Source organism: Bacillota bacterium, assembly GCA_023511455.1.
Lineage (GTDB): Bacteria > Armatimonadota > HRBIN16 > HRBIN16 > HRBIN16 > HRBIN16.
Genome location: JAIMBJ010000016.1, coordinates 1 through 13,271, shown reverse-complemented (window position 1 = coordinate 13,271; position 13,271 = coordinate 1). Strand labels below are relative to the sequence as shown.

Below are 13,271 nucleotides of genomic sequence, written 5' to 3'. Positions count from 1 at the left end.
TTCCTGTCTTTCGCGTGGCAGGAAGCGAGCCGTGCCCTGCCGAAACCAAAGCAAAAATAACGGAAAGGAGCATTCTATGCCGAAGATTACCATCATTGGCGCAGGGAGCGTCGTGTTCACCAAGAACCTGCTGGGCGACATCCTGAGCTTCCCCGAGCTGGCAGAGTCGCACATTGCGCTGATGGATATCGACCCCGACCGCCTGCACACCGCGAAGCGGGTGGCGGAAAAGGTGGCAAAGGCGGTCAACGCGCATCCTACCATCACCGCTACCCTGGACCGGCGCGAGGCGCTGGACGGCGCGGATTACGTCATCAATACCATTCAGGTTGGCGGCTACAAACCGTCCACCGTGATTGACTTCGAGATACCCAAGAAGTACGGCTTGCGTCAGACGATTGCCGACACGCTGGGCGTGGGAGGCATCATGCGCGCGCTGCGTACCATCCCCGTGCTGCTGAGCATTGCGCGGGACATGGAGGAGTTGTGTCCCCACGCGCTGTTCATCAACTACACCAACCCGATGGCGATGAACGTCTGGGCGTGGTACCGCGCGTCGAAGGTGAAAGTGGTGGGGCTGTGCCACAGCGTGCAGGGCACGGCGTGGTCGCTGGCGGTGGAAGACCTCAAAATCCCGTTGGAGGAGGTCAACTACGTTTGCGCTGGCATCAACCACCATGCCTTCTTCCTGCGTTTCGAGCGCAACGGCGAGGACCTGTATCCCGCGCTGCGGCAGATATATCTCGAGGGGCGTGTGCCGCACTACAATCGCGTGCGCTACGAGATGATGATGCGGCTGGGTTACTTTGTCACCGAGTCCAGCGAGCACTATGCGGAGTATGTGCCCTACTTCATCCGCCGTGACCGTCCCGACCTCATCGAGCGGTTCAATATCCCGCTGGACGAATACATCCGTCGGTGCGAAGAGGTCATCGCCCGCTGGGAGCGGATGCGCGTGGAGTTCGAAAGCGACGAGCCGATAGAGGTGCATCGCAGTATGGAGTACGGCTCGCTGATTATCCACAGCATGGAGACGGGCATCCCGCGCGTGGTGTACGGCAACGTGCGCAACGACGGACTGATTACCAACCTGCTGCCGGGTTGTTGCGTGGAGGTTCCCTGTCTGGTGGATAAAAACGGCGTGCAGCCGATTCGTATCGGCGACCTGCCGCCTCAGCTGGCGGCTATCATCTCCACCAACGTGAACGTGCAGTATCTGACGGTGGAAGCCGCATTGACTGGTAAGCGTGAGCATATCTACCACGCTGCCATGCTCGACCCCCATACCGCGGCGGAGTTGACGCTGGACGAAATCTGGTCGCTGGTGGACGACCTGCTGGAAGCACACGGCGAGATGATACCGATTGGCAAGGCATGAGGAAAAAAAGCGGCAGGGTTCGCACCCTGCCGCAATCATCAGAGAGCTTGAGAGCGGCCCTATGCTCTATGCCCGAGGTTCCGTTAAGAGGTGGTCCACTGCCGTCTCGTCGCAGGATAGCGACAAGGCGACAGAGCAAACTTTTTGAAGCGCTCCTGACGCCTCCGACGCCGCACCGCCTGTACCAGCCTGCTCAGCGCATGGACATATTCATCCGCGCCTTCTGCCACAGCCTCATGCATTTCGCCCACAGGGTCACTGGCGAGGATACGCACGATTTGCGCCTTGTACAACAGCAGTTCCAGCGCATCCGCCATGGACTCGGGCACTGCACCGTCCGTGACCAGTGAGCAGGGCAGGTATCGCCAGCACAGGGTGTCGCGCCTTTCCCGCTCGAAGTCGCGCACCGCTTGGAGCCAGCGTCCATCGCCCAGATAACGGATGGTGCGCAGCACGCCTGGCATGTCGGGATAGCCGTCGGGATGTTCCGGCAGCGGCTGTGCCACCGACAGCACCCGCACGCGCAGGGCAAAGCGCGACAGCACGGCGATATAGCGGTCCAGGTCGTGCATCACCCGGCGAAATATCCTTGCCTGCACCGGGCACTGCACGTTATAGCCCACGATATAGCGCGGTGGAAACGCCGGCAGAAAGGCATCTGTTGGCACGGCAAAGATACGCGTGAGCACCTCTTCTATGTCATCTCCAGCCTGCCAGCGGTTCAGAAACTCTATCCGCAGGTCTTCCAGCTGCTTCAGACGCTGCGGGTTGGGCAGACGCAGGATCTCGCTATCCTCGAACGGCACTTCATCCAGACCATCCACTTCCACGTGCGAAAAAAACCGGAAGGTGGAAGGGTAACTCATGGTACATTGAACCTCCATGCTTTCTAAGTACGCGAAAGCACATGTTCCTCTCGCTCACCCTCCTGGGCGAGCATCTGTTCTACGGGAAAGCCTGCTGGTCGCGAACATCCTCGCGGAAACGCTCTGCGGATTCTCTTTCACTTTTTGGATGCACAGGCGGGGGGCAATGTTTCAGGTTTTTTGCCGTTCTGAGAGCATAGAGGTAAAGGTCATTATCTGCCCCTGCGCAAGCAATTTTTCCGGTTTTTGGCAGGATGAGGTTGACTTTTGTTGAAACATTTTATAAAATAGAGTGTCTGTAAAAGTAAATGAGATAACCTGCGAGGGTGTAGCATGTTCAGGCAAGGTGTATCCTGCACAGTCTTGACTGGCATGTTATGGTTGTGGTGCACATGTTTCGTGCTGGCGCAGCAGTCTCCTCCTGTGCCCGAGTTTATTTCGCCCGGGCATGGGGATTTATATGCATGGGGGCAGTCGGCTCCCACCATCCGCATCGAGGTTCGAGCGGCTCCTTCCTCTTCTACAGTTCGCTACTTCGCAACCGCCGTTCTGCTCACTGAAGACGGACGGTTGGTGGAACGCGTTTCCTTGCGTGATGACGGGATAGAGTCTGATTCTGCTGCTAACGATGGCATCTTTACCAACAAGTATACGATTAAACAACCCGGGCGTTTCCGCCTGACAACTCGTTTGGAGCAGCAGGACATCGCGCGGGGGACACGTGTCGAGAAGTGGAGCGAAACAGTTACCTTCTCGGTAGAACAGGTTCCCTATGTGCAGATTGTTTCGCCGAAACCGAACTCAAGTGTAACCTCTCATAGCAAACTGTCAGGCATGTTGCTTGTTGGTTCGGAGAAAAGGACATATACTCCAACGCGAGATGACGTGCGCATTCGCTGCTGGTCAGAGCCTGCTGCGAGTATAGTTGTACCGGAGAAACCCTCCAGTGAATTTTCTGTTCGGATTGAGTTTCCTCGTCCGGGCAAGTACCAGCTTTTTGTTAGTGCGCAGACGTTACGCAATGGACGCTGGATTGAATCGGAACCATACAACATGTGGGTGGATGTGACTACGGTCTCATGGAGATGGCTGTATCTCTCTGCGTTACTCCTGCTGGTGGCTTTGCTTGTGCCCGGCAAAAAGGTAACGTTGTATCGTCACGAGCTGCGCATCGTCGCGCCGAATGGGGAGCAGAAAGTGGAAATCAAGCCTAATAAACTAGCCCCCGTCTCCTACGACATACCGAACGCGAAGATTCAACTGGTCGCACAACCCGGGCAGCGATTACTGCATGTTGCTGGAGAACACGGCGAACATATCCCCGACACGGTCAAGGAAGATGACACTTTGTCATTGCCTGGAGGTTATAAGATCTACTACACCTCCTGTATAAAAGACGGCTCTACTCGTGTGCCTCGCCACAAGATTTCGACCAGGCTCAAAAGGACCCTTATATTGGCATCTGCAGTCCTGTTGATTATTCAGATATGGACTTATTGGCGTTTTACTCAATTAACGTAAAAGGAGGTTACGCCATGAGCAATCATGTCTTGCAGCAAGCTGTACAGAAGTCTTTCTCGGCAGTGCAGTACTGCGAGGGAGGACAGTTTCGTCCCACACTCGTGGTGGGACTGGGAGGTAGCGGGGTAGAGACCGCACGGCGCGTCAAACGCATCTTGCACGAGCGATATCAGGTCGATAACCTGATACGGTTTCTGTTCATCGACACCGACGAAGCACAATACATTCAGGACGGCGAGCTGGCAAAAGCGGAACAGCACGAGCGCGCTCCGATCTCGGTGCGCTACCCGGAGCAGCTCCTTGACGAACTGAGACGCAATCCCAAGCTGCATCCATACTTCGAACAGTTTTGGGATGGAAGCAATGACGTGGTATTGTTGCGAGATGCGAGCGGAGCGGCAGGGATCCGCCCCGCAGGGCGTTTCGCGTTCCACGCCTCGTTTGATAACCTTTTTACGAACTACCTGGAACCAGCCATTCACCACATCATGCAGGTGCGCGAACGTGTGCAGGCTATGATGAAGGGTGCCTCGCAACACGTCGAGATTACTCAGTCCATTCCGCGCGTATATGTTATCTCTTCACTGTGTGGCGGTACGGGGTCCGGTATTTTTATGGACACCGCAGCAGTTATTCGTTACATCTTTGATCGCTATGGACTGGACGGAGAAATCGTCGGTATTTTCTATCTACCAACTGTGTTCCGTCATGAAGCTGGTATCAGCCCATCCATGTGGGAGGTGATTGAAGCCAACGGCTACGCCAGCCTGATGGAGCTGGAGTACCTTTGCAACCACAAGACCTTTGAAGAAGACAACCAGTGGGAGTTCACATATCGCACTATTGGTTCCTACACACTTCGGCAGCCCCTGTTTGATGAGGTGTTTCTGGTAGAGGGGGTCAACAGCGGCGGCAACACCATCTCCAACAAACGTTACGTCTTCGAGATGACTGCGCGCAGCATCATGCTGGACATAGGCTCTCCGTTAGGGGCGCATGCCCGCAGTGCCAAACGCAACTCACTGGCCGTGATTGAGACGATGCCGTGTGCGGAAACGGGTCAACCCCGTCTATTGAACTCGCTGGGCGTTACCAATTTCGCTGTGCCTATTGAGGAGCTGACCCGCTACTGTGCAGCACGCTCAGCGCTGGAGCTGATGGATCAGGAGGCTCAGAACGCTCAATCCCATGGGTCCGACATGCAGCAGCAAATCAAGACCTTTGTGCAGACAAACCATCTGGTGCAGACAGAGACGAACGAGCTGGTAACGGATTACCTCCTTCAGGATGATCACGGCATCCCCTTATCTTTCAAAACCAAAGAAGTGGCGGAAATCCTTCAGGAGGCTGAGGGAGCAGGACAGACGAAATTGTCGCAAAAAGCGGACTATGCAGAGCGGGAGTTGCGCAGGCTGTTCGATAGCATCGGCAATGATTGGATACCTTCGCTAAAGCAACGGTTAGAAGAACGCGCCCGGACGTTATTCGACAAAGCGCTTAAGGAAGCTGGTAACCGTGCGGAACAGGTTCTGACAGCTAGCGGTCACGACCGTGCTCGTCAGTTCTTTGTGGATCTGGGAAACTACCTGAACGAATTGCAACGCGACCTTCAGCAGACCGCCGAGCAGGAGCGTGCACAGGCGAAAACCTGCGAGCAAGAGTTCGAGCAAGCGTGCAGTCAACTCAAACAGGCAAAACCGAGAGTTTGGGAACTGTGGATGGGTAATGACCAGCTGCAACAGGAGGTGCAGCAAGCGTGTGACACTCTGCGGAAGTATGCACAGCACCGTCTGAAAGCGCTCGCAGCCGAGATTGCGCTCAGTGCTCTTCAGGAACTGAAGTTACACGGACAGCTCAGCGAATGGGCAGATTTGGTCAGCCACTGGCAGCAACATCAGCAGAATACCCGTCTGCGCCTGCAGAATTTGTGCAACACCAACGGAGCACGCTACTATGGCTACGACCTGGAGTGGTTCGTGATACTGTCTAAGGACTTCCCGAGATTCTACGAATCCATTAAGTCACAGATATCTTTTGATAAGATACGGGAAGAGCACTATCGCCTGCGCCAGAACTATAAGCACTACCCGGCCTTTGGCAATTTGTCCAGCACGGAGATTGACGTTGACACAGAAGCACAACTATGGCTGTCTGCAGCGGTTGAGGTGCTCAGCCCCGTCTTGCGAAAGCACGCTAACGTCCTGGAGTTAATCAAGTTTCAGTCCCAGGAGGAACGACAGCAAAACGGCGTTCCGCTAAAGGAATACGTTGACAGGAAGTTACAGATACTGTTTGACGCCTGTCAGCCCTACTGGAGCACCAGCCAGCCCCCCGGCGAACAGCGATACGAAAGTATTTTGGTCGCCAGCATACCCTACGCTAGCAACGGCAGCGCCGATGGAGATGAGCTTGACCAATATCGGCAGCAAGTTCGCGAGATTGCGGAAAAACGCGGCTACACGCGCGTGGAGTATCGCGAAGACGGGTATCCCTTTGCGCTTACCCTGATGACCCGCACCTATGGGGCCCGTGCATATTATCTCCGCAGCACTCGTTCCATGCGCACCTGTTACGAGCGACGCATCACAAAAGATGGCGTGCGAGCACGTCTTCATGTCGACAAACGATTCTTTGACCGCCTGCCTTTGCTGGAACCGGTAGAACAGGAGGAAGAACACAAGGTGCTGTGGAGCTGGGCACTGGCTTATGGCTACATCGCGCTGAGGGGGAACACGTTCTACTACAACGTCCAGAGGTGGCAGGACCACTTGATACCCAAGTATAAGAGCGAGTGGCAGATTGCGCTTCAGGAAAAACTGCCTTCTGAATGGCAAAAGCGGTTGGTCAAGCATATAGAGCAGGAGAGCGAAGTGCTGGGCAGTGACTGGAAAGTCGCCTATCGCAAGATCCTGCATGACAAAGGCAAGGTGGAAGAGCTGAAGCGGGCGCAGCAACAGCTGCATCAGTTGCTGGGACGGCAGTCAATCTTGCAGCAGATGGAAGAGTACGAGTCGCGACTCTTGGACCTGCAGAATGCTACCGAAAGCAAGCGTGTTCGGGACCACATCAGCGAGCAACGAAAAGCTATACAATCCTATATCGACTTCTTGCGCAAGTCTGACTGGTAAGGCTGGGAAGACGCGTTCATGGTGGTATATCCGACCATAGTGCTTGGAGCGGGTGACTTACCGTGCCAGACGGTGGAAAGGACGAATCGTTTGCTTCGTTCTTTCCGCCTGCCCGCCCGGCACGTAACTGCCTTAGGAGCCTACCAGAAAGGTAGCTTGCAAGCAGTACACGTCCCCAACGCCCCAGGTGAGAACTTCGTCAACCCCCTGACCGAATGGATGTACCGCATACGCCTGCAGAGCAACCTTGAAGCCGCTTTGGATGAAGGAGCCAGTGTGGGGCCCGATGGTGGCTATCTTTTTGTTCAGGCATTGCTGTTGTTCGATGACGAACACTTGTCCAGTATAGACGAAGTCGTCCATCTGCTGGACGAAGGTTCAGCATATTTGCGGGAGCCAGTGCCCGTCCGACTGCATGTCATGGTTATACATCAGCAGTTCAGCGACTCTTCACCCATCTACTCGACACTGAAAAGCGTGGAAAGCACCCGTTGGGTAACGGTGGCCTCGCGCTGGCTCATCGGACGAATGCGCTCCGATGGCTCGATGCTGTCTATGGACGACCTGTCTGTGAGCTTACCCTATCTCTTGCTTTCTGCGCTTCAACATGCGGACTACGGAAACGAGCACTGGTTATTTCGTGAGCCTTTGCCCTCATCTACTACTCCTCGCTCGGTAGGGTTTGGGCTGGTAGTACTCCCCCTGCCAGAGATTGAAGACACGCTGGCGCATTGGTTTCTGTCTGATGTCTTCAAGCTGGTCAGCACCGAAGTAAAAGAGGCGCCACCAATTCCGACCGACCTGTTGCCGCAGGAAGAGGGGTGGTGGCACAAGCTGATTTCGCCGCTGCAAAATATTGCCAAAGCGGGCGCCGGATTAACGCTCTCCTTAATCGATAGCACCCCACCTATCGGACGGGATCCTCATCATTGGCTCAACGAAGCGGATACATGGCACGAGCAGTGGCGGAATGAGAAACTGCCTCTCTGGGAGCAGTCACTGCGGACCGTTGCGGACGAGTTAGTCAACGGTTTCCGACAACACCTGCAGAGCACGCTGCAGAATAGCTTGTTGGCGGTAGTCGGTTCCCTTCCGATTATGAGGTCTATTTTGGCTCATCTGTTACAGGGTTTGGAAGCTTGGACTATCGCAAAGTTAGAGGTTAAAGAACCTTCCAGCGAAGCCCTTCAATCGGCGAGACAGCAGTTCGAAAATGCCCTGGCACGCCTGCCCAAGTGGCAGGAGCTATTGCAGTGGGCGATGCTTGTCTCGTTAGTTGGGTGGGCGCTACTCTCACTGTTTGCGTTGACGCTATCATCGTACGTGGTGAGTTATGTGCAAATTGTCTGGTCTATCGCTGCGGTTCTGCCCCCGCTTGCAGGAGCAGTCTGGGCATGTCAGCACTACCACCGAAGACGACAGGAACTGGAAGTAGCCTGGGAAAACTATCTGCAAAAGTTGCGTTCCTACCATACTGAAATATTGCGTTTTCATGCAATCATAGCCTTGAAAAGTGCCTTTGAGCGAGTGCTTGCTCTGGTCCAGGAAGAACAAGAGAACGTGGAGTCGCTGGCGCAGCATCTGCAGGGTAAAAGACTCTCATGGGAAGCGGCAGTGCGAGCGTTCGTACTGATTTCTCCCCCACATGTGCGCTTCATTGTTCGCTCGTTTCGCCAGCTCGTACCTGTCGTGCAGGAGCTCTGGGGAAAGCGCGATTTGAAAGCTGTTCTCAGGCAGGCACTGGAGCATCTGGGCATTGGTGGGGTCAGTGACCTGCTCGAAAGGGCGGAAGAAGTGCAGAATTATCTGCGCAGGCTGCTGCTTAACCAGTGGATGCAGCGCGAATACCGGGACCCACGCTTCTACTTGCGTCATCTCATGGGAAGTGAAGACGCCTACGAGGTGTGGTTGACCCAACAGATGCGTGACGCAATGGAATCCTCGACGGCACTACTGTGGCCGTGTGAGAAGCCCCCCGATGAGGGCTGGAAACTTTTGCTGGACGGAGTGTCCTACCGTAACGGTTTCCAAACACAGGTGCCCGTCGGCGACCACATCGTTTATGCGCCCGTTGTAACTGGACGCATTTGCAGCCGAGAAGTCCAGATGCCCTGAAACAAGGAACTCCCTGCCCCTTTGCCCAACTGTATCCCCGACACACTTTATCGCACAGGAGTGGAGAAAATGGGTTCATTGAAGGTTGGTGTGGCGTTGTGGTCGCTGTCGGCAGGGGAGACGGAAGAGGGGCTGATGAACGCCCTGCAGACGGCGGCGGAAATCGGCTTTCAGGGTGTGCAGCTGTGGAACGTGGCGAGCTACGGTCCCTGCGTGCTGGACCCCGATGTGTGCGTCGGTGCGCAACGCACCGAATGGCGCAAACGGGTGGAATCTTTCGGACTGCAAATCAGCGGTTTCTGCGCGCAGATGTCGGGACCCACGCGCTTCGGCGGCCTCGATGAAGCGGAAGGCATCGACGAGCGCATCGCGAAGACGCAACGGTGTATCGAACTGGCGGTCGATATGGGCGCACCCATCGTCACCACCCACCCGGGCGTCATTCCAGAGGACAAAAACGACCCCATTTACCCCATCATCCGCGACGCCATCGAGCAGATAGTGCGGCACGCCGAGAAGGTGGGCGGCATCTTCTGTATCGAGACTGGCATGGAGCCTGCGCCTGTGCTGCGCAAGTTCATTGAGGACATCGGCAGCCCCGCACTGAAGGTCAACTATGACCCCGCCAACCTGCTGTGGTACGGCGTGCTGGAGGGCGTGCGCGAGCTCGCGCCCTACATCGTCCACACCCACGCCAAAGACCACCATCCCGAAACGAAAAGACCCACCGTCGGGCAGGGGGCAGTGCCGTGGGATGAGTATATCGCCCTGCTGAAATCCATCGGCTACGACGGCTGGTATGCCGTGGAAGACGAAAGCGGGCAAAATGTGGTAGAGTCTTTACGCCAGGGGCTGCAGTTCCTGAGCAAATACTGAGGGAGAGGCATTGACTGCACCAACGCGGTGTCCCAAGTGCGCGGCAGAGGTCGGCGACCCGACACTGCCCTGCCCCAAGTGCGGCTTCATCATCGAGCATCCGCAGCGCAAACGGTATCAGCGACAGGTGATAGCGTCGGGCGTGAGCACGTTGCTGGGCTACGCTTTAGGCATGTTCGGCTTGCTGATGCGCTGGGAGATGCTGGGGATAGCCGGGCTGGCCATCGGCTTTGTGGGCGGGGTATGGTTCATGGTGTCGCTGTACTTTCTGCTGCGCACGGGGGTGTGAACGGTTGCCTGCACAGCCTGTGCCGACACACACTCCGAAACGGCGCACGGTTGACGCCCTGCTTGGTAACGGGATATAATCAGGCGGTAAGAGGAGGATGCTGGCATTCGGGTCGTTGTTGCCGGTGAGGATTGGCAGGAGAGCCTGCGATGCCCATGGCGTGAGATGCAGGCGGTGAACCCACAGGTTTCGCTTTTCCAGACGTGGGAGTGGGTGAGCCTGTGGTGGAAGCACCTTGGCAAGGGAACAGAAGCGCGGGTGCTGTGCGTGCAGGACGGCGGAGAAACGGTCGGCATTGCACCGCTGTACACCCGCCGGACGGCGATGGGTAAAGTACTGCGCTGGGCAGGCACAGGTATTTCCGACCGGCTGGGCATCATCGCCGCTTGCGGGTACGACCACGCCGTTGCCGGAGCGGTCGCAGAATGGCTGGAGAGCCAGCGCTGTGCCGACCTGCACCAGCTGGCGGAGGGTTCGGCGATGGTGCGCGTTGCCGAGGCGCGCGGCTGGCAGGTCGTGTGGCAGGAAAAGTGCCCTTACGTGCTGTTGCCTGAAACGTGGGAGGCGTATTGGGGGTCTTTAAGTAAAAAGACGCGCTTCAACATCGGCTACGCGCAGCGACAGATGACGCGCGAGCTGGGAGAGGTGCACCTTGACACAGCGTCGGAAACAGAGCTACCCGAGGCAATGGAAGCCCTGTTCGCCCTGCATACGCGCCGCTGGCGACAGCGGTGGCTACCGGGTGGCTTTTACCACCCGTGCGTGCGACAGTTCCATCGCGAGTGGGCGACCGTCGCGCAACGAAACGGCTGGCTGCGGCTGCACACCCTCCGCATAGACGGAGCGATTCGGGCGGTGCTGTATGTGTTTCACTTTGGGCGGCGCGCGTATTACTATCTGGGAGGGTTTGAACCGTCGCTTGCCCGTTACAGCATGGGCACGGTGCTGACCGCCTACGCCATCCGTCGGGCGATAGAGGAGGGTTGCGTCGTGTTTGACTTCCTGCGTGGCGACGAGCCGTACAAGTATCGCTGGAAGCCGCAGGTACAGTGGCATCGGCGAGCCTGCTGGGCGCAGGGCACGCTTGCATGGGCGTGGCGAAAACGGGTAGACTGGGAAACCCGCCTGTGGTGGCGGTTACAGGCGCGTCTGCACGGAAAGGGGGCGTCGTAAATGCGGTTTGTTACTTTGCTGCTGGCGGTAGCAGCGTGTGCAGGAGTGGTGTATAATCACCTGCAGTTGAACGACATCCGCCAGCGGGTGGAACAGATACAGGTGAAGCTTGCCAGCCAGCAGAACAGGGCGGAGTCGGCAGGCATCGCGGAGGCGAAACGTCATCTGCAGCGCGCTTTACAGCTAATGAGCGCAGGTAAGCTGGATGAGGCGAAGAAGGAGATGGAACTGGGTAGCAGAGCGATTGCTGAAGCCGCCCACCAAAACGGTGACACCCAGCATGCCCTGCAGCAAGTGCAGCAGATGCTGGACACTGCGCGCAAGGAGCTGGCACGCTTCTGGTCAGGTAAACAGGAGAAGACACCATGACACGCACCGCGTGGCTGATACGGATAGGGGTACTCCTTCTCCTCGTGCCGGGGATGCTCTCGCTGATGAGCTGTCGCGGCACGAACCTGCTGAGCAAACAGGACGAAATCCAGATCGGCAAAGAAGGCTCAGCAGCGATTGAGAAGGAGTACAAGCTGGACACCAACCCCGAGCGCGTGGCGCTGGTGCAGGAGATTGGGCAGCGTGTGCTGGAGGGGATGCGGCGGGTGGAAGGCAAACGTGCGCCGGATTTTCCGTTCACCTTTAAGGTGCTGGATACCAAAGAGATTAACGCCGTTTCTCTGCCCGGCGGTCCGGTGTACGTCTTTCGCGGTTTGATGGAGCAGGTCGGGGATGACAGGGATATGCTGGCATCGGTCATCGCGCATGAAGTCGCACATATCGTGGCACGCCATGCGGCAAAGCAGATATCCAGCAGCATCCTGGCAGACCTCGCCATCTCTCTGGGCACAAAGGGCAGCACTCAGAAGGTGGCAAGCATTGCGACCTCGCTGGTCATGCTGCAGTACAGTCGCGATGACGAATACGATGCCGACCGGCGTGGTATCCACTATACCCACGCCGCCGGATACGACCCCGAAGGGCTGGTGCGCTTCTTCGAGAAGCTGCAGAAACTGGAGAAAAGCCCCATGAAGGGACTGCTGGCGAACCTGCGCACCCACCCGCTGACCGAAAACCGTATCCTGAGGGCGAAGAAGCTGATTGCAGAACTGCCCGACCGACAACCTGCCAGCGCGGCGACGGGGCAATGAGAGTCACCGCAATTATCCCTGCTTATAACGAGGAGACCCGTCTGCCCCGGGTGCTGGAGGCAGTGCGTGCGGCTTCGCTGGTGGACGATATCCTGGTGGTCAGCGATGGTTCGGTAGACGGCACGTACGAAGTGGCGCGCCATTTCGATGGGGTGCGCGCGTTGCAACTTCCCCAGAACCTCGGCAAGGGCGGGGCGATGCACGTGGGTGCATGCCACACGGACGCGCCGCTGATTGTCTTTCTGGACGCCGACCTGATCGGACTCACCCCAGAACACGTCGATAGCCTGGTGGAACCTGTATACCGCGACGATGCCGACATGACGCTGGGGATTTTTCGCGGAGGTAGACGCGCAACCGACCTTGCCCAGAAGCTGTTTCCTTTCGTTAGCGGTCAGCGCGCCATCCGGCGGGAACTGTTTCTGGAGGTGCCAAACGTACAGTTTGCCCGTTTCGGGGTGGAAACGCAGATTACGCGCTGGGCGGTTCGCCAGAGGTGGCGAGTGCAGTATGTACCTCTGGTGGGTGTCACCCATCCGATGAAGGAGGAGAAGCTGGGACGCCTGCGCGGCACCGTGGCTCGCCTGCGCATGTACGCCGATATTGCCCGCATCTTGCTGGACGGACACGCCCCGAACCAGGCAAAGCGGCTCTTTCGCCTGAGGAATAAGTAGACGGATCAGAATTAAAGGAACAACGACGACGGTTTGTCATGCTGAAGTCTATGTTGTTTGTCAAGGGCTACCAGCCGCTACCCCCCCACAGCGGGCATATACTCAGACA

At 57.0% G+C, this 13,271-nt stretch carries 11 protein-coding genes; 10 read left to right on the top strand and 1 reads right to left on the bottom strand.

Annotation, left to right across the window (positions count from 1 at the left end; genetic code table 11):
* Positions 1 to 76: 76 nt before the first annotated feature.
* Entirely contained in the window at positions 77 to 1,378 is a 1,302-nt protein-coding gene (locus K6U75_10005) for an alpha-glucosidase/alpha-galactosidase (GenBank protein MCL6475370.1), read from the top strand.
* A gap of 83 nt (positions 1,379 to 1,461) precedes the next feature.
* Here the strand turns inward: K6U75_10005 and K6U75_10000 are convergent, their stop codons facing one another.
* Entirely contained in the window at positions 1,462 to 2,244 is a 783-nt protein-coding gene (locus tag K6U75_10000) for a hypothetical protein (protein MCL6475369.1), read from the bottom strand.
* Positions 2,245 to 2,667: 423 nt separating this feature from the next.
* On the opposite strand from K6U75_10000, the gene K6U75_09995 reads away from it, so the two are divergent.
* The 9 genes from K6U75_09995 (at position 2,668) to K6U75_09955 (ending at position 13,162) form a co-directional block, all read left to right on the top strand.
* Positions 2,668 to 3,765: a hypothetical protein gene (locus K6U75_09995; GenBank protein ID MCL6475368.1), complete on the top strand. Its 1,098-nt coding sequence runs from the start codon at positions 2,668 to 2,670 to the stop codon at positions 3,763 to 3,765.
* A 14-nt stretch (positions 3,766 to 3,779) separates the two neighbouring features.
* Positions 3,780 to 6,893 (top strand): hypothetical protein, encoded by a 3,114-nt coding sequence (locus K6U75_09990; GenBank protein MCL6475367.1) that lies wholly within the window; start codon positions 3,780 to 3,782, stop codon positions 6,891 to 6,893.
* Positions 6,894 to 7,112: 219 nt separating this feature from the next.
* Positions 7,113 to 9,008, top strand: coding sequence for a hypothetical protein (locus K6U75_09985; GenBank protein ID MCL6475366.1), 1,896 nt, complete (start codon positions 7,113 to 7,115; stop codon positions 9,006 to 9,008).
* Positions 9,009 to 9,077: 69 nt separating this feature from the next.
* Positions 9,078 to 9,884 carry a sugar phosphate isomerase/epimerase gene (locus K6U75_09980; protein MCL6475365.1) on the top strand — a complete coding sequence of 269 codons (807 nt, stop codon included), beginning with the start codon at positions 9,078 to 9,080 and terminating at the stop codon, positions 9,882 to 9,884.
* Between the two features lie 10 nt (positions 9,885 to 9,894).
* Entirely contained in the window at positions 9,895 to 10,173 is a 279-nt protein-coding gene (locus K6U75_09975) for a hypothetical protein (GenBank protein MCL6475364.1), read from the top strand.
* A gap of 174 nt (positions 10,174 to 10,347) precedes the next feature.
* A complete protein-coding gene (locus tag K6U75_09970; GenBank protein ID MCL6475363.1) occupies positions 10,348 to 11,346 on the top strand; it encodes a GNAT family N-acetyltransferase in 999 nt (332 codons plus the stop codon).
* Positions 11,347 to 11,715, top strand: coding sequence for a hypothetical protein (locus K6U75_09965; GenBank protein MCL6475362.1), 369 nt, complete (start codon positions 11,347 to 11,349; stop codon positions 11,713 to 11,715). It abuts the gene before it with no gap.
* A complete protein-coding gene (locus tag K6U75_09960) occupies positions 11,712 to 12,488 on the top strand; it encodes a M48 family metalloprotease (GenBank protein MCL6475361.1) in 777 nt (258 codons plus the stop codon). Before K6U75_09965 ends, K6U75_09960 begins: the two co-directional genes overlap by 4 nt.
* Positions 12,485 to 13,162 (top strand): glycosyltransferase family 2 protein, encoded by a 678-nt coding sequence (locus K6U75_09955; GenBank protein MCL6475360.1) that lies wholly within the window; start codon positions 12,485 to 12,487, stop codon positions 13,160 to 13,162. Before K6U75_09960 ends, K6U75_09955 begins: the two co-directional genes overlap by 4 nt.
* Positions 13,163 to 13,271 lie beyond the last annotated feature (109 nt).

Coding starts and splice junctions, on each gene's coding strand:
- K6U75_10005 (MCL6475370.1), top strand. CDS start 77: ATGCCGAAGATTACCATCATTGGCGCAGGGAGCGTCGTGTTCACCAAG.
- K6U75_10000 (MCL6475369.1), bottom strand. CDS start 2,244: ATGAGTTACCCTTCCACCTTCCGGTTTTTTTCGCACGTGGAAGTGGAT.
- K6U75_09990 (MCL6475367.1), top strand. CDS start 3,780: ATGAGCAATCATGTCTTGCAGCAAGCTGTACAGAAGTCTTTCTCGGCA.
- K6U75_09985 (MCL6475366.1), top strand. CDS start 7,113: ATGTACCGCATACGCCTGCAGAGCAACCTTGAAGCCGCTTTGGATGAA.
- K6U75_09980 (MCL6475365.1), top strand. CDS start 9,078: ATGGGTTCATTGAAGGTTGGTGTGGCGTTGTGGTCGCTGTCGGCAGGG.
- K6U75_09965 (MCL6475362.1), top strand. CDS start 11,347: ATGCGGTTTGTTACTTTGCTGCTGGCGGTAGCAGCGTGTGCAGGAGTG.
- K6U75_09960 (MCL6475361.1), top strand. CDS start 11,712: ATGACACGCACCGCGTGGCTGATACGGATAGGGGTACTCCTTCTCCTC.
- K6U75_09955 (MCL6475360.1), top strand. CDS start 12,485: ATGAGAGTCACCGCAATTATCCCTGCTTATAACGAGGAGACCCGTCTG.